This window comes from Mycobacterium syngnathidarum, from assembly GCF_001942625.1.
Classification (GTDB): Bacteria; Actinomycetota; Actinomycetes; order Mycobacteriales; family Mycobacteriaceae; genus Mycobacterium; species Mycobacterium syngnathidarum.
On sequence record NZ_MLCL01000068.1, the window covers coordinates 14,034 to 34,109 of the forward strand.

Below are 20,076 nucleotides of genomic sequence, written 5' to 3' on the forward strand. Positions count from 1 at the left end.
AGGCTATGCGCGTAGTGATAGCCGGCGGGCACGGCAAGATCGCCCTGATTCTTGAGCAGTTGTTGTCCGCACGCGGCGACGATGTGGCCGGCCTGATCCGCAACCCGGACCAAGCCGCCGACCTGCAGGCCGCCGGCGCCCAGGCCATCGTTCTGGACCTGGAACGAGCGTCGGTGGACGAGGTGACCGACGCGCTGCGCGGCGCCGACGCCGTCGTGTTCGCGGCCGGCGCCGGGCCCGGCAGCGGCGCGGCCCGCAAGCAGACCGTGGACCGGGACGCCGCGATCCTGCTGGCCGATGCCGCCGAAGCCGCGGGAGTGGGCCGCTACGTGATGGTCTCGGCCTTGGCCGCCGACGACCGGTCGCTCGACGCGAACTACGACGAGGTGTTTCGGGCCTATATGCACGCCAAATCCGAAGCCGACGCCAATGTGCGGGCCCGCGCCGGGCTGCGCACCACGATCGTGCGCCCGGGCGGGCTCACCGACGAGGCTGGGACCGGGAAAGTGATGGTGGCCGAATCGACCGGACGCGGCACCATCCCGCGCGCCGACGTCGCACACGTGCTGCTCGCCGTCCTGCACGAGCCCGAGACCGCCGGGCGGACGTTCGAGGTGATCTCTGGCGAGACGCCCATCGACGCAGCGCTGCACCCGAGCCAATGACCGACTCGACGTGATCGATGCCGGCGTGCTGACGCCGTCAAGTTCGAGGACTACTCCTCGTCGAGCTGCGCGGCGACGTCGTCGGGGATGTCGATGTTGGTGTAGACCTCTTGCACGTCGTCGCTGTCCTCCAGCGCATCGACGAGCTTGAGCACCTTGCGGGCGCCTTCGAGATCCACGGGCACCGTGACCGACGGCTGGAAACTCGCCTCGGCCGAGTCGTAGTCAATGCCTGCGTCCTGCAGCGCGGTCCGCACCGCGACCAGATCGGTCGGCTCGCAGATGATCTCGAACGAGTCGTCGAGGTCGTTGACCTCCTCGGCGCCGGCCTCCAGGACGGCCATCAGCACGTCGTCCTCGGTCAGGCCGTTCTTCTCCAGTGTCACCATGCCCTTGCGGGAGAACAGGTAGGCCACCGAACCCGGATCGGCCATGTTCCCGCCATTGCGGGTCATCGCGACGCGGACCTCGCCGGCGGCACGGTTGCGGTTGTCGGTCAGGCATTCCACGAGCACCGCCACACCGTTGGGGCCATAACCCTCGTAGGTGATGTTCTGCCAGTCGGCGCCACCGGCTTCCTCACCACCGCCCCGCTTGCGGGCACGCTCGATGTTGTCGTTGGGCACCGAGCTCTTCTTGGCCTTCTGAATGGCGTCGTAGAGGGTGGGGTTACCGGCTGGGTCTCCCCCGCCGACACGCGCCGCGACCTCGATGTTCTTGATCAGCTTGGCGAACATCTTGCCGCGCTTGGCGTCGATGACGGCCTTTTTGTGCTTGGTGGTGGCCCACTTGGAATGGCCGCTCATGCAGGTACGCCCCTTTTCCGGTCAAAACTCCGGTTCTCCAGTCTACGTGCCGCTCCCGGGCCGCTCGATACGACGCCTAGAGGGCCTGCAGTAAGACGAGCGTCGTAACCGCCGCGGCGCTGCACAGCACCGGCCAATACCAGATGTGCCAATGCCGCCAATGCCCGATCGCCATGCCGATCGGCGCGAGCACCACCAGAGCCAGGGTGAGTACCGCCCACCCGGCCACCGTGGCCGCATCATCGGCTTGTTCGGGGTACGCCCCACTGAAGCCCACCGGGAAGATCGTGGCGAACGCCAGCAGGACGGCAATCAGGCCGGTCATAGCCCACGCCGCCCAACTGATCAGCGACTCAACGACTCCCGGTCTGCGGCCAGACATGCCGGCAGCGTACGCCGAGGCCGGGCGCAACCCCGGCAATTAATAGCACCTACGTCGTTTCATTAACGCGCTAACATGCCCCATGCCGTCAACAGATGTCACCGTGCGGGGACGTAACGCCAAGCCGCGATCCCGCGCGGGCCGGCCCACCCGGCGGCAGGCCGAGCATCGACACCGCGAGCTCCTCGACTGTGCATTGGAAGTGTTCCTGGACAACGGATTCGACCGGTCCACCATCGAGCGCATCGCGACGGCTGCCGGCATGGCCAAGCGCACCATCTACGGCCTCTACCCCGACAAGTCCGCGCTGTTCGAAGCCGCCGTACAACGCGCCGTGGAGCGGTGGCTCGTGCCGATCGAGACGCTTCGCGCGGCCGAGACCGACGACCTGGAAGAAACCCTGCTGGCCATCGCCCGGATCCGGTTGGCCGGCATCACCGGCCCGGCCGGCATCGCACTGCAGCGAATCCTCAACGCCGAAGGCAATCGCTTTCCCCGACTGTTCCGGCTGCTCTACGAACAAGGCACGGTGCCCGCCCTGACTTTCATCACCGAAGTCCTCACCCGCCACGCCGAAGCCGGGATCGTCGAGATCGACGATCCCGAGGTGGTCGGGAGCGCGTTTCTGAGCATGACCGTCGGTGGCCCCGCCACCGGCGCTCTCTGGGGCGTCAACTGGGACCCCGACGATCTGGACAAACGCATGCGCACCTACGTGCGACTGTTCCTCGACGGGGTCCGCCCTCGAAACTGAAAGGCAACACCATGGATCAAGACACGTACGACAAGGGATTGGCGATCCGCACAGCGGTTCTCGGCGAGGAGTACGTCCGCAAGGCGGCTGGAAACGTCGATGCGTTCTCCAAGCCGCTGCAAGATCTGGTCACCGAATACTGCTGGGGTGCCGTGTGGGGTCGTGAAGGACTCGAACTGAAGACCCGCAGCATGCTGAACCTCGCGATGATCGCGGTGCTGAACCGGCCGAACGAGCTGAGCACACACATCCGCGGCGCACTCACCAACGGCGTCACCCGCGAGGAGATCTGCGAGATCTTCCTGCAGGTGGGCATCTACGCCGGGATCCCGGCCGCGGTCGACAGTTTCCGGCTGGCCCGCGCCGTGTTCGCCGATCTCGACGGGCAGCAGTCGTGAACCCCGACATCGGCTTCGTCGGACTGGGCAACATGGGGTGGCCCATGATGGATCGGCTGCTGGCGGCGGGATTTCCGGTGGTGGCCTTCGACGTTCGCGAGGATGTGCTGGCCAAAGCGGCTGCGCTGGGCGCCCGGCGAGCCGACTCGGTCCGCGACGTGGCCGAGCACTGCGAGACGATACTGGCCAGCCTGCCGACCCCGCAGGTCTCCGCTGCGGTGGTGGCCGAGGTCACCGACGGTTCCAGGGTTCGGCGCTTCGTCGACCTGTCCACAGTGGGAGGTCAAGCAGCACAACGCAATCACGCCGCGCTGGCCGCCCGGGACATTGCCGCGCTGGACAGCCCGGTCAGCGGCGGTATGCATGGCGCGCAGGCCGGCACCCTGGCCATCATGGTGTCCGGACCCCGCAGTGAATTCGATTCGCTCGCCGCGATTTTCGAGGTGCTCGGCCGGGCGATCTTCGTCTCCGAACAGCCCGGCGCCGCACAGACCATGAAGCTGATCAACAATCTGATGGCCGCCACCACCCTGGCCGCGACCGCCGAGGTGATGGTGATGGGCGTCAAGGCCGGACTGAGCGCCGACGTGATGATCGATGTGCTCAATGCCGGATCCGGTGGCACCCACGCCAGCCGGGACAAGTTCCCGCGCGCGGTGCTGCCCCGCACATTCGACTACGGGTTTGCCACCGGCCTGATGGCCAAGGACGTCCGGCTCTACCTCGACGAGGCCACCGCCCTGGGCCTGCCGGTCGAGATGGCCGAGACCGTGCAGCGCGTCTGGGAGCAGACGTTGCGCGCCGAGGGGCCCGAATCCGACTTCACCTCCGTCGTCAAACCGATGGAGCAGGCCGCGGGCGTCATCGTCGAGGGCACGCGGCGGTGAGCAACGTATCCGCCGTTGGATCCGCCGGGCTCACAGCGAATCGACGAACAGCTTGTGGATACGGCGATCCCCGGTCATCTCCGGATGGAAGGACGTCGCCAGCATCGAGCCCTGGCGCACCGCCACGATGTGGCCAGCGGCGCGGGCCAACACCTTGACACCCGCACCGACCCGCTCGACCCACGGCGCCCGGATGAACACCGCATGCACCGGGGTGTCGAGACCCTCGAAGTCGATATCTCCCTCGAAAGAATCGACTTGACGTCCAAATGCGTTGCGCCGCACCGTCATATCGATACCTTTGAGGGGCACCGCGGCCCGGCCATCGGCTCCGGCGTCGGCGATCTCGCCGGCCAGCAAGATCATCCCGGCGCACGAGCCATAGCACGGCAACCCGGCGGCGATGCGCGCACGCAGCGGTTCGAGAAGCTCGAACTCGCGCAGCAGATGGCTCATGGCAGTGGATTCCCCGCCCGGAATCACCAATGCGTCGACCCCCTCGAGCTCGGAAAGCCGCCGCACCGTGACCGCTTCGGCGCCGGCCTCACGCAGGGCAGCCAGATGCTCACGGGTGTCGCCCTGCAACGCGAGCACCCCGACTCGAGGACTCACGCACCCTCCGGCGGGGCGAAGTCGCGCCGGTAGCGGGTCAGCCCCTCTTGCATGACCGCAGCGACCATCTCGCCGTAGCGATTGAAGATCTTGCCCTGGGTCAGCGAACGCCCGCCGCAGGCCGAGGGCGAGGACTGGTCGTAGAGCAGCCACTCGTCGGCGCGGAACGGCCGCATGAACCACATGGCGTGGTCCAGCGATGCCACCATCAGGTGCTTACGCACATCGAGGTGGTTCACCTGGGCCGAACCCAGCAGCGTCAGATCGCTCATATAGGCCAGCGCACAGATGTGCAGCACATGATCGTCGGGCAGCGGGTCGCGGTGCCGGAACCACACCTGCTGCTGAGATGCCTTGCCGGGAATCCGTGCCACGAGGTCGCGCGGCACGATCCTGACATCCCATTCGTCGAACTGGGCGAACCCGGCGTCGTCGAATGCTCCCCCGGACCGGAACCCAGGCAGGTCGTCGGGCCCGGGGGCCTCGGGCATCACGTCCTGATGCTCGATACCGGTCTGGTCGGTCTGAAAGGAGGCCGACATCGTGAAGATCGTCTCGCCGTGCTGAATCGCGCTCACCCGACGGGTGCAGAACGAGCCGCCGTCTCGGATGCGCTCGACGGTGTAGACCGACGGTGCCCGGGCGTCGCCGGGGCGCAGGAAGTAGCCGTGCAGAGAGTGCACCTGGAACGTCGGCTCCACGGTGCGCACCGCTGACACCAGCGATTGACCGGCCACGTGGCCGCCGAAGGTCCGCTGCAGGAAGCCCGACTCCGGGCTGAACACCCCGCCGCGATAGATGTTGACCTCGAGCTGCTCCAGATCGAGGATCTCTTCAATCGCCATTCGAGATGTTTACCAGCCGCGCTCGGCGAGCCGGTGCGGTGCGGCGATCTCCTCGACGTTGATGCCCACCATGGCCTCGCCCAGACCGCGCGACACCTTGGCCAACACATCGGGGTCGTCGTAGAACGTGGTGGCCTTGACGATCGCCGCCGCCCGCTGGGCCGGGTTGCCCGACTTGAAGATGCCCGAACCGACGAACACGCCCTCGGCACCGAGCTGCATCATCATCGCCGCGTCGGCCGGGGTGGCGATGCCACCCGCGGTGAACAGCGTGACCGGCAGCTTGCCGGCCCGAGCCACCTCGGCCACCAGCTCGTAGGGGGCCTGCAGTTCTTTGGCTGCCACATACAGCTCGTCGGAGCTCATCGAGGTGAGCCGGCGGATCTCCCCGCCGATCTTGCGCATGTGGGTGGTCGCGTTGGAGACATCACCGGTGCCGGCCTCACCCTTGGAACGGATCATCGCCGCACCCTCGGTGATCCGGCGCAGCGCCTCACCCAGATTGGTGGCCCCGCACACGAACGGCACGGTGAAACGCCACTTGTCGATGTGGTTGGTGTAGTCGGCCGGGGTCAGCACCTCGGACTCGTCGATGTAATCCACACCGAGGCTCTGCAGGATCTGCGCCTCGACGAAATGCCCGATACGCGCCTTGGCCATCACCGGGATGGTGACCGCTTCGATGATGCCCTCGATCATGTCCGGGTCACTCATCCGCGACACCCCGCCCTGGGCCCGGATGTCAGCGGGGACCCGCTCCAGGGCCATCACGGCCACCGCACCCGCACCCTCGGCGATCTTCGCCTGCTCGGGCGTGACCACGTCCATGATCACGCCGCCCTTGAGCATCTCAGCCATGCCGCGCTTCACGCGCGCGGTGCCGGTCTGGTTGCTGGAGCCGTTCTGCGCCGCGGTATCCACTGCAATCTCCTCCAAATTCCTACTGATTCAGTCTAGTGGAGCCGCCAAATCCATAGAATCCGCAATCAACGGATGGCTTGCAGCTCGCGAACCGCAGATCCCCGCGGATTCGCCAGCGTCGCTGCCGGCTGTTCGGCCAGTTCGTTGGCCTGAGCCAGCAGCTCACCAAGTTGAAGCGGATACACGGCCTCCCCGCCGGCAACCAACTCGGCGATCATTGTCTCATCGCACCAACGGTGCCCGTGAATGTAGTGCCGTTCCAGGGTGGTGCGCCCCGTTGCCGACGGCTCGAACCGGGCGGTCCGGTGGATGAAGAAGAACTCCTCGCTACGGATCACCGAGGCGTTGAAGTCGATGACGGCGTCTCGCCGCCACACCGGGCCGACGAGGCTCTCGGGAGCCGCCCGCAACCCGGTCTCCTCGGCGAGCTCGCGGGCCGCGGCAGCCGCCAGATCCTCGCCGGGCTGGACGGCGCCCCCGACGGTGAACCACCACCGCGGCGCGGGCTTGTCCGGGTCGTCGATCGCGGGGTCACTGCCGCGCAGCAGCAACACCGCACCGTCTTCGTCGAGCAGCACCACGCGTGCCGAGGTACGCCGACTCACCGGGTTGACCTCGGCTTGCGAATCCGGCCGCTCGACGATCTCGAAATAGGTTGGCAGTGCAGCAGTCCCGCCGAGCCGCAGCACCCGCACCGCGCGGCGTTCCCGCAGTGCCAGGGTGTCGCGGACGGCGTCGTTGTGGAAGCGCCGGGCCAGCAGCACCCGAGCCTCGGCGTCGGCGAGTTCGGCGACCAGTGGGACGGGTAATCCGGCCGGATCGACCGCGGCCAACGCGGCCGACAGGTCGTTCTCGGCAGCTTCCCGCGCCGGACGCGGGGCTCGTTCGGCGGTGTCTGCCAGCGCCGCCAGCCGCTTACCCGCCGGCGCACCCGCATAGGCGTCGACCGCAACGGCGCGTGCCACGACAGCCCGGCGGGCCAGCGCACCATCGAGCGCCTGCCACGACAGGTCGTAGCGCACGTGGAGCCGGTCGAGTCGGTTGGCGGTCTGGTAAGCCCACCCGCCGACGAGCAGCAGAGCCACCAGTACGGCCACCGTCGTGATCACCAACCAGGTCGGCATGTCTAGTCACCCACCTGAACTTTGACACCGGGGCTGGCCACGGTCTCGTACACCCGCATGATCTGACCGGCCACCACAGACCAGTCGTAGCGGGCCACCCGCTCGGTCGCTTTGTCGATATACCGCGCGCGCAGCGCGTCGTCGTCGAGCACCTCGATCAGCGCATCGGCCAACGCGTCGGCATCACCGACCGGGACCAGCCGACCGGCCTGTCCCTGGTCCAGAACGCGGCTGAACGCGTCGAGTTCACTGGCCACCACGGCAGTTCGGGCCGCCATCGCCTCGACCAGCACGATGCCGAAACTCTCACCGCCGAGGTTGGGGGCGCAGTAGACGTCGACACTGCGCATGGCCGCGGCCTTCGCGTCGTCGTCGACCTGCCCGAGAAACCGCAGGTGCCCGGAGAGTTCGCCGGCCTCCTCACGCAACGCGTCCTCGTCTCCGCGGCCCACGATCAGGATCTCGACGTCAGCGAACCGGCGCACCAGTTTGGGCAGCGCGCTCAGCAGGACCGGCATGCCCTTACGCGTTTCGTCGAACCGCCCGAGGAACAGCACAGAGCGGCCCGGCCGCGGATATCCTTCCAACCGAGGCGCATTCGCGAAGGACGGTACGTCGACCCCGTTGGGGATCTCGACCGCATCCGAGCCGAGCGCCTCCATCTGCCAGCGCCGGGCCAGGTCCGACACCGCGATGCGGCCAACGATCTTCTCGTGGTACGGGCGCAGGATCCCCTGGAACACGCTGAGCGTCAACGACTTTGTCGTCGAAGTGTGAAACGTCGCCACGATCGGGCCCTCGGCGGCCTGCAGCGCCAGCATGGACAGGCTCGGCGCGTTGGGCTCGTGCAGGTGCAGTACGTCGAAGTCACCCTCGGCGATCCACTTCTTCACCTTCCGATGCGTCGCAGGCCCGAACCGCAGGCGGGCAACCGAACCGTTGTAGGGAATCGGAACGGCCTTGCCGCCGGACACCACGTAATCCGGCAGCTTCACGTGCGGCGACGACGGCGCCAGGACACTCACGTGATGCCCGCCGGCGCGCATCACCTCCGCCAGTTGCAGCACATGGGATTGCACACCGCCCGGTACGTCGAACGAATAGGGGCAGACCATCCCGATACGCATGGCTAGCTCCGTCGCCTCTTCGCGCAAACGCTCATCAGGTGGTACCCAGTCGCGCGCGACGTTCGTCTGACAGGTCGGCCGGCCACTGCGGCTGCAGCATGTGCCAGTCGGCCGGATGTGCGGCGATGTTCGCGGCGAACCGGTCGGCCAGTTGCTGGATCACCACCGCCACATCCCCCGACGAGGTGTCGAGGGCGTCGAAGATCTCGACGATGCAGTCGTCCCCGTCGTAGTGGACATGGGCAGGATGCAAAGGCGCACCGGTTTCGATCGCCAGCTTGGCCGGGCCCGCCGGCATCCGGGTGGGTTCGCCGAAAAAGTCGACCTCCACGCCGTTGCGGGTGAGGTCCCGGTCAGCCATCAGGCAGACGAACTTGTTGTCCCGCAACCGTTCCGCGAGCACCTCGAACGGCGGGCGCTCCCCGCCCGACAGCGGGAAGACCTCAAATCCCAGGCTCTCGCGGTAGTCGATGAAGCGGCGGTAGAGCGATTCGGGTTTGAGCCGTTCGGCCACGGTGGCGAAGGTTCCGTACTGCTGGGCCAGCCACACCCCCGCCATGTCCCAGTTACCGCTGTGCGGCAACGCCAGCACGGCGCCGCGGCCGGCCTGGTGAGCAGCCCGCAGCTTGTCCGCGCCGACGAAAACCTCGTCCAGGCGCTTGGCCACAGCGGTCAGATCCATCGACGGCAACCGGAACGCCTCCCGCCAGTACCGGGCGTATGAGGCCAGTGAAGCACGCATCAGGTCGTCCGGCACCTCAGCCGGGGACACCCCGGTCACCCGGGCCAGGTTCTTGCGCAGCTGCTGGGGCCCGCCACCACGGGAGGCATAGAAGGCACCTGCGTCGAACAGATTGCGCGCCACCACTTCCGGCATCGCACGCACCAGCTGCCAGCCTGCCGCAAAACCCAGATCGGTCACCTGCCCGGACAGCGGAATGTTCACGACGCCCCCGGGGGTTGCAGCAGATCCATCGCACCCGGAGACCTGCGCACCGCGTGGATCCGCTGTGCCACCGTGACCACGCTGGCCACGGCCAGCAGCCAGGCGGCCCCGTGCAACAGCCACGGCGCGTGCAGGAACGGCACACCGGACAGCCCCGCCCCGACCAGCACGATCACCAGGCGCTCGGGCCGCTCGATGATGCCGCCGTCGCCACGCAGCCCGCTGGCCTCGGCTCGGGCCTTGATGTAAGAGATCACCTGCGAGGTGACCAGGCAGATGAGAAGCGCCACCACGAGCGTCGGATCGTGCAGGCCGAACGCCGCCCACCACAGCAGGCCGGCGAATATGGCCCCGTCGGCGATCCGGTCACACGCCGCGTCGAGCACGGCCCCGAACCGGGTACCGCCGCCGCGTTCACGCGCCATCGCTCCGTCGAGCATGTCGGCGAGCACGAAGACGAACACCGCGAACGCGCCCCACCACAACTGACCGATCGGGAACAACGTCAGCGCGGCAGTCACCGACCCGGCGGTTCCGACGATGGTGACGATGTCGGGACTCAGGCCCGCGCGCAGCGCAGCCTTGGCCACCGGCCGCGACAACTTGGCGTAGGCCGCCCGACTCATCAGGAACAGGTTGCTCATGGCTGCCGAGCCCATTCCGCAGCCAGCAGCTCCCGGGTCTCACTCAGCAACTGCGGGATGACCTTGGCGCCACCGATGATCGTGATGAAGTTCGCGTCGCCGCCCCACCGCGGCACCACGTGCATGTGCAGGTGCTCGGCCAGTGATCCGCCGGCCGAGGTGCCCAGGTTCAAGCCGACGTTGAAGCCGTGCGGGCGCGAGACCGCCTTGATGACGCGAATCGCCTTCTGCGTGAATGCCATCAACTCGGCACTCTCGGCCTCGGTGAGGTCTTCCAGCTCGGACACCCGGCGATAGGGCACCACCATGAGATGACCCGGGTTGTACGGGTAAAGGTTGAGCACGGCGTACACGAGTTCACCGCGGGCCACCATGAGTCCGTCCTCGTCGGACATCTCGGGGATGTCGGTGAACGGTTGGGACGAACCGGCCGACCCCATCTTGGTGTCGCCCTTGACTGCATCGACGATGTAACTCATGCGGTGCGGCGTCCACAGCCGCTGCAGGTGATCCGGCTCGCCCACCCCGTGGTCGATGATCGACCGCTCGTCCCCCGTCACCGCGCGACCTGTCGGCTCTTCGCGCAAGCGCTCATCGCAAGCCCACCCGTACCAGGTCTGCCGTCGGCACCGCGTTGTTGCGTTCGGCGATCCACTCCACGATCGCATCCACGGCCTCGTCGCGTGGAACGCCGTTGATCTGCGTGCGGTCACCGAACCGGAAGCTGACCGCGCTCGCATCGATGTCTTTGTCACCGGCCAGCAGCATGAACGGCACCTTCTGATTGGTGTGGTTGACGATCTTCTTCGCCATCCGGTCGTCGCTGCCATCCACCTCGACCCGGACCCCGCGCGACTTGAGCTGGGCGGCAACGTCATACAGGTAGTCAAGGTGCGCATCGGCGACCGGGATACCGACCACCTGCACCGGCGCCAGCCAAGCCGGGAACGCGCCCGCGTAATGCTCGGTGAGCACGCCGAAGAATCGTTCGATCGAGCCGAACAGGGCTCGGTGGATCAGGACGGGACGCCGGCGGCTGCCGTCGGCAGCGGTGTACTCCAACTCGAAACGGTCGGGCATGTTGAAGTCCAACTGGATCGTCGACATCTGCCAGTTGCGGCCCAGCGCGTCCTTGACCTGAACCGAGATCTTGGGGCCGTAGAACGCCGCCCCGCCCGGATCCGGCACCAGCTCCAGTCCCGAGGCCTCGGCGACCGAGCGCAGGGTTTCGGTGGCCTCGTCCCACATCTCGTCGGAGCCCACATACTTGTCGGGATCCTTGGTGGACAACTCCAGGTAGTAGTCGTCCAGGCCGTAGTCCGAGAGCAGGTCGAGTACGAACTGCAGCAGCGAGGTGAGCTCGTCGCGCATCTGCTCACGCGTGGTGTAGATGTGTGCGTCGTCCTGGGTCATGCCGCGCACCCGGGTCAGGCCGTGCACCACACCGGACTTCTCGTAGCGGTACACCGAGCCGAATTCGAAGAGCCGCAACGGAAGTTCACGGTAGGAGCGGCCCCGCGCCCGGTAGATCAGGTGGTGCATGGGGCAGTTCATGGGCTTGAGGTAGTAGTCCTGCCCGGGCTTGCGCACCGTGCCGTCCTCGTTGTACTCCGCGTCGATGTGCATCGGCGGGTACATGCCGTCGGCGTACCACTCCAGGTGGCCCGAGGTGATGTAGAGGTGTTCCTTGGTGATGTGGGGGGTGTTGACGAACTCGTAGCCGGCCTCGGAGTGCTTGCGCCGCGAGTAGTCCTCCAGCTCCTTGCGGATGACACCGCCCTTGGGATGGAACACCGGCAGGCCGGAGCCGAGCTCGTCGGGGAAGCTGAACAGGTCCAGCTCGACACCGAGCTTGCGGTGGTCGCGACGCTGCGCCTCCTCGATGAGCTCGAGGTGGCGGTCAAGGGCCTCCTGCGACTCCCAGGCCGTGCCGTACACCCGCTGCAGACTGGCGTTGGTCTGGTCGCCGCGCCAATACGCAGCGCTGCTGCGGGTCAATTTGAACGCCGGGATGTACTTGGTGGTCGGGATGTGCGGACCGCGGCACAGATCGCCCCACACCCGCTCCTTGGTGCGGGCGTTGAGGTTGTCGTAGGCGGTCAGCTCGTCGCCGCCCACCTCCATCACATCCGGGTCACCCGACTTGTCGTCGACCAACTCCAGCTTGTAGGGCTCGTTGGCCAGTTCCTCGCGGGCCTGGTCCTTGGAGTCGTAGACGCGCCGGGAGAACAGCTGACCGTCCTTGACGATCTTGGCCATCCGCTTTTCGAGCTTCTCCAGGTCCTCTGGCGTGAACGGCTCGGCGACGTCGAAGTCGTAGTAGAAGCCGTCGGTGATCGGCGGGCCGATGCCGAGTTTGGCCTGGGGAAACAGGTCTTGCACGGCCTGGGCCAGCACGTGGGCGCAGGAGTGCCGGATCACGCTGCGGCCGTCCTCGGTGTCGGCGGCCACCGGCGTCACCTCGACATCGGCGTCCGGGGTCCAGGACAGGTCGCGGAGGCGGCCCTCGCTGTCGCGCACCACCACGATCGCATCAGGGGCTCCGCGGCTGGGCAGGCCCGCCTCGCGCACCGCCGCGCCGGCGGTGGTCCCGGCCGCGACCCGGATCGGGGCAGCGGGGGCTGGGCTGGGGGCGGCGCTCATCGGGGAGTCTCCTACCATGCGTGGGCTAATGCGAACGCGACCATGCTATCGGTGGCCTGATCAGGACCCGATCCCGATAGGGCTCTTGAGCCACTCCTGATCAAACCCGACCAGACCCGCCGCGAAGCCGATCACGCCGAACAGCCACAGCGTGCCGAGCACCACCAGTCCGGTGAAAGCCGCACTGACACCTTTGACCGCGATGTGCTGGCGGTCGAACCAGGCCATCACGGCGTCGTAGCGGGCCCGGACATAACGCAGCGCCCGCTTGGCGAAGTCGAATTCGCTGGCCAGGATCGCCAGCCCGAGGAACACGATGGCCCAGCCCGGGCCCGGATACGGGATCGCCACGATCCCGACCGCCAGCACGAGCGTGCCGACGACGCCGACCACGATGCGGTAGGTGAAATCGACGGCCGGGCGCGAGCGCAACCCCTCCCGCCAGCTCGTCCAGCGCCGCTTCACCTCGGCGAGGTTGGCCGCCACACTCATGGCTGCCCCGGCTTGAGCCGCACGAACAACGCCTCGGCCTCGGTGAGCACGTCGTCGCCGTCGAGCAGGCGTCCCTCGACGTAGATCTTGCGCCCCTCGATGCGGTTGATGCCGGCCTGCACCTGCAGCTCTTTCTCGATCGGGGCGATCTGGCGGTAGTTGACGTGCAGATACGCCGTGCGCTGATACATGCTGCCGGTCAGTTTGGCCGCGGTGTAACCGAGCAGTGAATCGAACAGCAACGCCAGCGAACCGCCGTGTACCGCCCCGTTGCGACCGAGGTGAAACCGCCGGAAGCGGGCCGTCCCGGCGATCCGGTTGTCGGCGGTTTGCTCCAGATGCACCGGCACGTTGTTGACGTTGCCACGATTGGGCAGGTCCAGTCGCCGACCGGACGGTGAATTCCATTCGTCGGCTTCGTACGGGGCCAGCAGCGCGGACACCTTCTCGATCAGGTCGGCCGCCTCGGTGATCACCTCGTCCGGGGCGTCGGCGCTGCGTGCGTGGTCCCCCAGGGTGCGTACCGCCTCGATGAAGCGTCCGTAATCGGGCCCGCCGCGATCGGTGGGCTCGGGCGGGTTGAATCCTCCGCCGGGGTGCGCTGTTTCTGTGGCCACGAAACCACCGTATTAGTGCCATGGTGGTGACGTGAAACTGCACGACCTGGCACGGCTGTCGTTGACCTATCCGGAGGTGGGCGCCACCGCGGGCGACCCGCCCGCCGGCTATCGCCACATCCGGGCCACGGAGGTGATCGGTACCGGCCGCGCACGCTTCGAGACGGCCGCCGATTCCGTGTTGCACTGGGGCATGCAACGCGGCGCCGGCCTGCGCGTACAAGCCACCACCGAGGCCGCCGGCGTGAGCACCGAGTTGCTGGTCCGCCTCGGTCCGGTGCCGGCGCCGTGCCGGGTGGTCTACGTGCTCGACGAACCCGATCGGCGGGGCTTCGCCTACGGCACCCTGGCCGGGCATCCCGAGTCCGGCGAGGAGTTGTTCTCGGTCCGCTACGACCCGACGACCGACGAGGTGCATGCCGAGGTGGTCGCATTCTCCCGGCCGGCCACCTGGTGGAGCCGGTTGGGCGGGCCGGTGACGCGGTTGCTGCAGCGGGTGGTGACACGCCGCTATCTGACCGGGATCTGAAACGACTGCCGCCACATCCGTGGTCGCACACGGGTTCCTGCCCCGCCGATACGCGCTTAATGCCTCGGCGGGCTGCCCACGTTCGCTAGGCTCGTTTTGCCTGGCGACGGCATACCGCTGTCCTCGGGTAACCGAAGTGAGGCGCTGCAGAGCTGATGGGCTTTTTCGAGTTTGTCCGGGACCGTTGGTCGATCCTGTCCTTCCTCGCGTATCAGCACATGAGCCTGGTGGTGCAAACCCTGCTCCTCGCCACCGTCGCCGCACTGCTGGTCGGAGTGCTGATCTACCGCTCTCCGTGGGGTAGTGCGCTCGGGAACGTGCTGACGTCGGTGGGCCTGACAATCCCGTCGTACGCATTGCTCGGTGTGCTGGTCGGCATCGTGGGCATCGGGGTGCTGCCGTCGGTGATCATGCTGGTGTTCTTCGGATTCCTGCCGATCCTCCGCAATGTTCTGGTCGGATTGACCGGGGTGGATCGCACCCTCGTCGAGTCCGCCCGCGGGATGGGAATGGGCCGCCTGTCCACACTGGTCCGTCTCGAGCTGCCCCTGGCGTGGCCGGTCATCATGACCGGCGTGCGCGTATCAGCGCAGATGCTGATGGGCATCGCCGCCATCGCGGCCTATGCGCTCGGGCCCGGACTCGGCGGCTACATCTTCTCCGGTATCTCCCGCACCGGGGGCGCCAATGCGACCAACTCGATCGTGGCCGGCACCGTCGGCATCCTGATCCTGGCAATCGTTTTGGACACCGTGCTCAACGTCATCACCCGCCTGACCACACCGAGGGGGATCCGTGTCTGACCCGGCGACCGACGTTTCCGAATCCGGCGACGCCTCCGAGATCAGTGGCGTGCGCATTCTGCTCGACGGGGTCACCAAACGCTACGACGCCAAAAGCGCTCCGGCAGTGGACAACATCACGATGGAGTTCCCGGCCGGGGAGATCGTGATGCTCGTCGGTCCGTCAGGTTGTGGCAAGACCACGACGATGAAGATGATCAACCGGCTGATCGAACCGACCAGCGGGCGCATCCTGATCGGCGACGACGATGTCACCCATCACAACCCCGACCAACTCCGCCGCCATATCGGCTACGTCATCCAAGGGGCCGGCCTGTTCCCCCATTTCACGGTCGGGGACAACATCGCGATCGTCCCGCGGCTGCTGAAGTGGGACAAGGAGCAGATATCGGCGCGGGTGGACGAACTGCTCGATCTGGTGAACCTCGACCCGGCGCAGTATCGCGACCGCTATCCGCGCGAGCTCTCCGGCGGTCAGCAGCAACGCGTCGGGGTGGCTCGGGCTCTGGCCGCCGACCCGCCGGTGTTGCTGATGGACGAGCCGTTCGGCGCCGTCGACCCGATAACCCGCCAGCGCCTGCAGGACGAGCTGCTGCGCCTGCAGGATGAGCTGCGCAAGACGATCGTGTTCGTCACCCACGACTTCGACGAGGCGGTCAAACTCGGCGACAAGATCGCGATCCTGCGGCAGGGTTCCGAGATCGTTCAATACGACACCCCCGAACACATCTTGGCCAATCCGGCCAACGACTTCGTCCGCGGCTTCGTCGGGCACGGCGCCGCACTCAAACAGCTGACTCTGACCAGGGTCCGTGACGTCGATTTGCACGAGGCCGCCGTCGCCCATGTCGGCGGAGATCCTGCCGCGGCGGTCCGCGCCGCACAGGCCATCGAGCGTGAACACGTCATCGTGCTCGACGGGCAGGACCGGCCGCTGCGTTGGATGTCGCTGACCGAGCTCGACGACCCACGCTCCCTGCAGCAGGTCACCCGCGATGAGGATCTCGAAAAGGTCAGCCTGGCTTCGACACTCAACGATGCTTTGGATGTCATGCTGACCTCCTCGCACGGCGTGGTGGTGGTGACGGGTCGGCGCAACGTCTACCGGGGCGTGATCCGGGTGGAGACGATCATGGATGCGATGGCCGAGGTGCGCAGTGCCGCCCAGTCCGCGGAGCCGACCTCATGACCGCCACCGCGCCGCAGACCGAGGCCTCGGCCCTACCGGCCGAGCCGACGTCGCGGCTGGGCCTGGGACGGTGGCTGGTGCAACCACTGGTCTGCGTTGTGGCCGTGCTGGGTTCGCTCGCCTACGTCAACATCGCCCATGTCTCGGAATCCGAACAGCGGTCCCTCGGGGTCGGCAACCTGTTGACGCTGTTGCGTCAACACATGGCGATCAGCCTGGCCGCCACGGTCCTGACCTGCCTGGTGGCAATCCCGCTCGGGATCGCGCTGACCCGCGGGCCGATGCGGCGCTATTCGGCGCCGATCATCACCGTGGCCGGCTTCGGACAGGCTGCACCCGCGATCGGGTTGATCGCCCTCGGAGCGGTGTTGTTCGGGATCGGCAGCATGGGTGCCGTTGTGGCGCTGACGGTTTACGGTGCGCTGCCGATCGTCGCCAACACCGTCATCGGCCTCGACGGTGTCGACCGGCGGGTGATCGAGGCGGCCCGCGGCATGGGGATGTCGGCGTTCGCCACGCTCGTCAAGGTGGAGTTGCCGCTGGCGCTGCGGGTGATCGTCGCCGGGGTGCGCACCGCGCTGGTGCTCATCGTCGGTACGGCGGCCCTGGCCTCGTTCACCGGAGGTGGCGGGCTGGGCCAGCTCATCACCACCGGCATCAAGCTGCAACAGACCGTCACCCTGGTGGTGGGCGCCATCCTGGTTGCCGCACTGGCGCTGTTCATCGACTGGCTCGCGCGCGTTGTCGAGATGGTCGCGGCGCCGAAGGGACTCTGATGCATCGCAGCCTACGGCTCGTCGCGCTGGCCCTGGTGGTTCTGCTGGCGGCCGGGTGCGGGCTGCGGTCGGCCAGTGGTGCGGTGCTCAAGGCGAAACCGGGAACCATCCAGCATTACGACTCACTGGAGGGTGTGCCGATCACGGTGGCCGCCAAGGATTTCACCGAGCAGCTGATCCTCGGCAACATGCTGTCGATCATCCTCAACGCCGTCGGCGCCGACGTCACCAACATGACCAACACACCGGGCAGTTTCGGGGTACGCCAGGCCATGCTGGACGGGACCGCGAACATCTCACCCGAATACACCGGCACCGGCTGGATCAATTACATGGGCAACGAGGAGCCGATCAAGGACCCCGTCGCCCAGTGGCAGGCTGTCGACGAAGCCGACCAGGCCAACGACTTGAGCTGGCTGCCGCCGGCACCGATGAACAACACCTATGCCTTCGCGATCCGCGAGTCCGAGGCCCAGCGACTCGGAGTGACCAAACTGTCCGACCTCACCGGGCTCCCCCGGCAGGCGCTGACGTTCTGCGTGGAGAGCGAATTCGCCAACCGCAACGACGGATTCGTGCCGATGCTGAGGACCTACGGGCTGACCCGGGCCAAGCTTGGCCGGGTGATCCACCTGGACACCGGTGTCATCTACACCGCAACCGCCAACGGTGATTGCAACTTCGGCGAGGTGTTCACCACCGATGGCCGTATCCCGACCCTGAACCTGCGGGTCCTCGAGGACGACAAGCAGTTCTTCCCGCTGTACAACCTCACCGAGGTGATCGACACCGCCCTGCTCGACGCCCATCCCGAACTCGCCGAAATCTTCGCGCAGCTCAATCCGCGACTCACCAACGAGACCATGATGACACTGAATGCGAAGGTCGACAGTGACGGCGAGGACCCGGCCATCGTGGCGCGGGACTGGCTGATCTCGGAAGGGCTGCTGACCTAGCCCGATTTCTCCGACCGCCGTACACCGGGCCGCAGATTGGCTAGCCTGACGAACTACCTCCCGGCAGCAACATCGAAGGCGGAAAGCTATGGCATATCGGGTAATTCAGTGGGGTACGGGCGCAGTCGGGGTCGAGACGCTGGCGGCGATCCTGGACGACCGTCCCGACCTGGACCTGGTCGGGGTCCGCGTGTACTCGGACGCCAAAAACGGTGTCGACGTCGGCGAGCTGCTGGGCCGGGAACCGGTCGGCCTCCGCGCTACCACCGACGTAACGGCCATCCTGGACCTGGCAGCCGACTGCGTCGTCTACACCCCGCGGACCACTGATCTGGACGACGTGTGCGCCCTGTTGGCCGGCGGCAAGAACGTGGTGACGACGGCCTTCCTGTTCCATCCGCAGCGGATGCCCGCGCCCGACCGAGATCGGCTGCAGGCGGCCTGCACGGCAGGCGGCACGACCGTGCACGGCAGCGGGATCAACCCGGGCAACCTGTCCGGCGCCCTGCCTCTGGTGCTGTCAGGGATGAGCCGCCGGATCGACAAGATCACCCTGCAGGAGCGTGCCGACTGGTCGGACTACGACAGCACCCACATCACTTTCGACAACATGTCGTTCGGCCGCCCCGTGGACGAGATCGGCGTCGAGACAACCGAGTTCCTGGCCTTCAACAACGAACTGTTCACCGAGCAGGTGTGGCTCCTGGCTGATGCCCTGGGTGCTGGTATCGACGGGGTCACCTCATCGGTGGAGGCCGTCGCCGCACGTCACGACCACCAGATCTTCGACAACCTGCTGGCTGCCGGAACCACCGCCGGGCAACGGTGGAACTGGGTGGGCGTACGCGACGGCGAACCGCTCATCGAGATCGAGACCTTATGGACGGTCGGCAACGAATACCCCGATCACTGGCCACGGCCCAAACACGGCTGGACACTGACCATCGAGGGTGACCCGTCCATGCAGACGCACTTCTTCACCCTGGCCAGTTTCACCCGCGAGGCCACGATGGCCCAGCATGTGCGGGCGGCCAACGTGGCCACGGCGATGCAGGTCCTCAACGCGGTACCCGAGGTGTGTGACGCCGAGCCCGGATTCGCCACACTCGCGACGCTGCCACTGATCCGCAGCCACAGCGGGTTTCGGCGCTGATTATCGGACGATGGCCGAGCTCGGCTCCCTCGGCGCGCCCAGCATGTCCCGGTGCGACGGCGGCACGCGTCCGCCTTCGTCGGTCAGGCCGTAGCGGGTTGCGAGCTCGGCGCCGATCACGGTGTGCCCGGACATTTGGGCCAGCTCCGGATCCCGGTACAACGCGTCGATCAGATATCCGGTGAACTCCGGGGTCTCGGCGTGCTCGGCGGTCTTGGCCAGTGCATCCGGGTGGCCGGTGAACGCGGCCTTGAGCTTCTCGGTCAGCAGGATGCCCATCCAGATCGACACCGTCGACACGCCGGTGTCGGCGAAGTCGACCGCCATGTCTGCGGCCAGTTTGTCCACCCCGGCCTTCTGCGCCCCGTAAGCGGGACCGTGCATATAGCAGACCGATCCGGGCGACGAGGTGAACACGATCATGCCCTTGTCCGCCGCGAGCAGCAGCGGCGCGGCATGCCAGGACGCCACATAGGCCGAGCGCAATCCGACGTCGAGCACATCAGCCAGCTCGATCGGCTTCTCCCAGAACGGTTTCGGGTTGACCAGGTCGTCGTGGACGGCGGCCGCGTTGTTGACCAGGAGGTCCAGCCGGCCCTCCTGCTCGCCGATCCGCTGGAACAACGCACCCACTGCCGCGTCGTCGGCGTGGTCGACCTGAACGGCGATGCCACCCTCCCCCGGATCGGTCACCGTCCGTCCGGTGACATACACCCGCCAACCCGAGGCGAGCAGGGCTGCGGCGATGCCGCGGCCCGCGCCGCGACTCGCCCCGGTGACCACAGCGATCGGGGTATCCATGGGTAT

Annotated in this window: 24 protein-coding genes; 10 read left to right on the top strand and 14 right to left on the bottom strand. The window is 67.0% G+C overall.

Annotated elements, in window-relative coordinates; all coding sequences use genetic code 11:
- Positions 1–5 precede the first annotated feature (5 nt).
- Positions 6–665 (top strand): NAD(P)H-binding protein, encoded by a 660-nt coding sequence (locus BKG60_RS18170; RefSeq protein WP_070943596.1) that lies wholly within the window; start codon positions 6–8, stop codon positions 663–665.
- 50 nt (positions 666–715) lie between these two features.
- Here the strand turns inward: BKG60_RS18170 and BKG60_RS18175 are convergent, their stop codons facing one another.
- Together BKG60_RS18175 and BKG60_RS18180 are read right to left on the bottom strand one after the other, a co-directional pair.
- Positions 716–1,471: a YebC/PmpR family DNA-binding transcriptional regulator gene (locus tag BKG60_RS18175; RefSeq protein ID WP_070184611.1), complete on the bottom strand. Its 756-nt coding sequence runs from the start codon at positions 1,469–1,471 to the stop codon at positions 716–718.
- Positions 1,472–1,547: 76 nt separating this feature from the next.
- Positions 1,548–1,853 carry a hypothetical protein gene (locus tag BKG60_RS18180; RefSeq protein WP_070943595.1) on the bottom strand — a complete coding sequence of 102 codons (306 nt, stop codon included), beginning with the start codon at positions 1,851–1,853 and terminating at the stop codon, positions 1,548–1,550.
- Positions 1,854–1,935: 82 nt separating this feature from the next.
- Between BKG60_RS18180 and BKG60_RS18185 the strand changes: the two genes are divergently transcribed.
- From BKG60_RS18185 to BKG60_RS18195, 3 genes are read left to right on the top strand one after another with little or no spacing between them, the layout of a single operon-like run.
- Positions 1,936–2,607: a TetR/AcrR family transcriptional regulator gene (locus tag BKG60_RS18185; protein WP_070943594.1), complete on the top strand. Its 672-nt coding sequence runs from the start codon at positions 1,936–1,938 to the stop codon at positions 2,605–2,607.
- Positions 2,608–2,618: 11 nt separating this feature from the next.
- Entirely contained in the window at positions 2,619–3,005 is a 387-nt protein-coding gene (locus tag BKG60_RS18190) for a carboxymuconolactone decarboxylase family protein (RefSeq protein WP_070184608.1), read from the top strand.
- Entirely contained in the window at positions 3,002–3,892 is an 891-nt protein-coding gene (locus BKG60_RS18195) for an NAD(P)-dependent oxidoreductase (protein ID WP_075909804.1), read from the top strand. The genes BKG60_RS18190 and BKG60_RS18195 overlap by 4 nt, the downstream gene beginning before the upstream one ends.
- A gap of 30 nt (positions 3,893–3,922) precedes the next feature.
- Here the strand turns inward: BKG60_RS18195 and pdxT are convergent, their stop codons facing one another.
- The 11 genes from pdxT to BKG60_RS18250 form a co-directional block, all read right to left on the bottom strand.
- Positions 3,923–4,504 carry a pyridoxal 5'-phosphate synthase glutaminase subunit PdxT gene (gene pdxT / locus BKG60_RS18200; protein ID WP_070184607.1) on the bottom strand — a complete coding sequence of 194 codons (582 nt, stop codon included), beginning with the start codon at positions 4,502–4,504 and terminating at the stop codon, positions 3,923–3,925.
- Positions 4,501–5,349 (bottom strand): acyl-CoA thioesterase II, encoded by an 849-nt coding sequence (tesB, locus tag BKG60_RS18205; RefSeq protein ID WP_070184606.1) that lies wholly within the window; start codon positions 5,347–5,349, stop codon positions 4,501–4,503. The genes pdxT and tesB overlap by 4 nt, the downstream gene beginning before the upstream one ends.
- Positions 5,350–5,358: 9 nt before the next feature.
- Entirely contained in the window at positions 5,359–6,270 is a 912-nt protein-coding gene (gene pdxS / locus BKG60_RS18210) for a pyridoxal 5'-phosphate synthase lyase subunit PdxS (protein WP_070943593.1), read from the bottom strand.
- Positions 6,271–6,335: 65 nt separating this feature from the next.
- Positions 6,336–7,394, bottom strand: a complete 1,059-nt coding sequence (locus BKG60_RS18215) for an NUDIX hydrolase (RefSeq protein ID WP_070943592.1) — start codon at positions 7,392–7,394, stop codon at positions 6,336–6,338.
- Between the two features lie 2 nt (positions 7,395–7,396).
- Positions 7,397–8,521 (bottom strand): glycosyltransferase family 4 protein, encoded by a 1,125-nt coding sequence (locus BKG60_RS18220; RefSeq protein WP_070943591.1) that lies wholly within the window; start codon positions 8,519–8,521, stop codon positions 7,397–7,399.
- Between the two features lie 34 nt (positions 8,522–8,555).
- Positions 8,556–9,467: a phosphatidylinositol mannoside acyltransferase gene (locus tag BKG60_RS18225; RefSeq protein WP_070943590.1), complete on the bottom strand. Its 912-nt coding sequence runs from the start codon at positions 9,465–9,467 to the stop codon at positions 8,556–8,558.
- Positions 9,464–10,111: a phosphatidylinositol phosphate synthase gene (pgsA, locus tag BKG60_RS18230; protein WP_070184621.1), complete on the bottom strand. Its 648-nt coding sequence runs from the start codon at positions 10,109–10,111 to the stop codon at positions 9,464–9,466. Before pgsA ends, BKG60_RS18225 begins: the two co-directional genes overlap by 4 nt.
- Positions 10,108–10,698, bottom strand: a complete 591-nt coding sequence (locus BKG60_RS18235; protein ID WP_165617728.1) for an ATP adenylyltransferase — start codon at positions 10,696–10,698, stop codon at positions 10,108–10,110. The genes pgsA and BKG60_RS18235 overlap by 4 nt, the downstream gene beginning before the upstream one ends.
- Positions 10,699–10,702: 4 nt before the next feature.
- Positions 10,703–12,754: a threonine--tRNA ligase gene (gene thrS / locus BKG60_RS18240; RefSeq protein ID WP_070943588.1), complete on the bottom strand. Its 2,052-nt coding sequence runs from the start codon at positions 12,752–12,754 to the stop codon at positions 10,703–10,705.
- A gap of 60 nt (positions 12,755–12,814) precedes the next feature.
- Positions 12,815–13,246, bottom strand: a complete 432-nt coding sequence (locus BKG60_RS18245; protein ID WP_070943587.1) for a TIGR02611 family protein — start codon at positions 13,244–13,246, stop codon at positions 12,815–12,817.
- Positions 13,243–13,863 carry a PaaI family thioesterase gene (locus BKG60_RS18250; protein WP_070943586.1) on the bottom strand — a complete coding sequence of 207 codons (621 nt, stop codon included), beginning with the start codon at positions 13,861–13,863 and terminating at the stop codon, positions 13,243–13,245. The genes BKG60_RS18245 and BKG60_RS18250 overlap by 4 nt, the downstream gene beginning before the upstream one ends.
- A gap of 31 nt (positions 13,864–13,894) precedes the next feature.
- On the opposite strand from BKG60_RS18250, the gene BKG60_RS18255 reads away from it, so the two are divergent.
- The 6 genes from BKG60_RS18255 (at position 13,895) to BKG60_RS18280 (ending at position 19,269) form a co-directional block, all read left to right on the top strand.
- Positions 13,895–14,392 (top strand): DUF1990 domain-containing protein, encoded by a 498-nt coding sequence (locus tag BKG60_RS18255; protein WP_070943585.1) that lies wholly within the window; start codon positions 13,895–13,897, stop codon positions 14,390–14,392.
- A 155-nt stretch (positions 14,393–14,547) separates the two neighbouring features.
- Complete coding sequence (locus BKG60_RS18260; protein WP_070186086.1) at positions 14,548–15,195, top strand: ABC transporter permease; 648 nt, start codon at positions 14,548–14,550, stop codon at positions 15,193–15,195.
- Positions 15,188–16,384, top strand: coding sequence for an ABC transporter ATP-binding protein (locus tag BKG60_RS18265; RefSeq protein WP_070943584.1), 1,197 nt, complete (start codon positions 15,188–15,190; stop codon positions 16,382–16,384). Before BKG60_RS18260 ends, BKG60_RS18265 begins: the two co-directional genes overlap by 8 nt.
- The gene (locus tag BKG60_RS18270; protein ID WP_070943583.1) at positions 16,381–17,160 is read left to right on the top strand and encodes an ABC transporter permease; all 780 of its coding nucleotides are present in this window, start codon (positions 16,381–16,383) and stop codon (positions 17,158–17,160) included. The genes BKG60_RS18265 and BKG60_RS18270 overlap by 4 nt, the downstream gene beginning before the upstream one ends.
- The gene (locus BKG60_RS18275; RefSeq protein WP_070943582.1) at positions 17,160–18,116 is read left to right on the top strand and encodes a glycine betaine ABC transporter substrate-binding protein; all 957 of its coding nucleotides are present in this window, start codon (positions 17,160–17,162) and stop codon (positions 18,114–18,116) included. The genes BKG60_RS18270 and BKG60_RS18275 overlap by 1 nt, the downstream gene beginning before the upstream one ends.
- A gap of 88 nt (positions 18,117–18,204) precedes the next feature.
- A complete protein-coding gene (locus BKG60_RS18280; protein WP_070947216.1) occupies positions 18,205–19,269 on the top strand; it encodes an NAD(P)H-dependent amine dehydrogenase family protein in 1,065 nt (354 codons plus the stop codon).
- Here the strand turns inward: BKG60_RS18280 and BKG60_RS18285 are convergent, their stop codons facing one another.
- Complete coding sequence (locus tag BKG60_RS18285) at positions 19,270–20,070, bottom strand: SDR family NAD(P)-dependent oxidoreductase (protein ID WP_070947217.1); 801 nt, start codon at positions 20,068–20,070, stop codon at positions 19,270–19,272.
- Between the last annotated feature and the right edge of the window lie 6 nt (positions 20,071–20,076).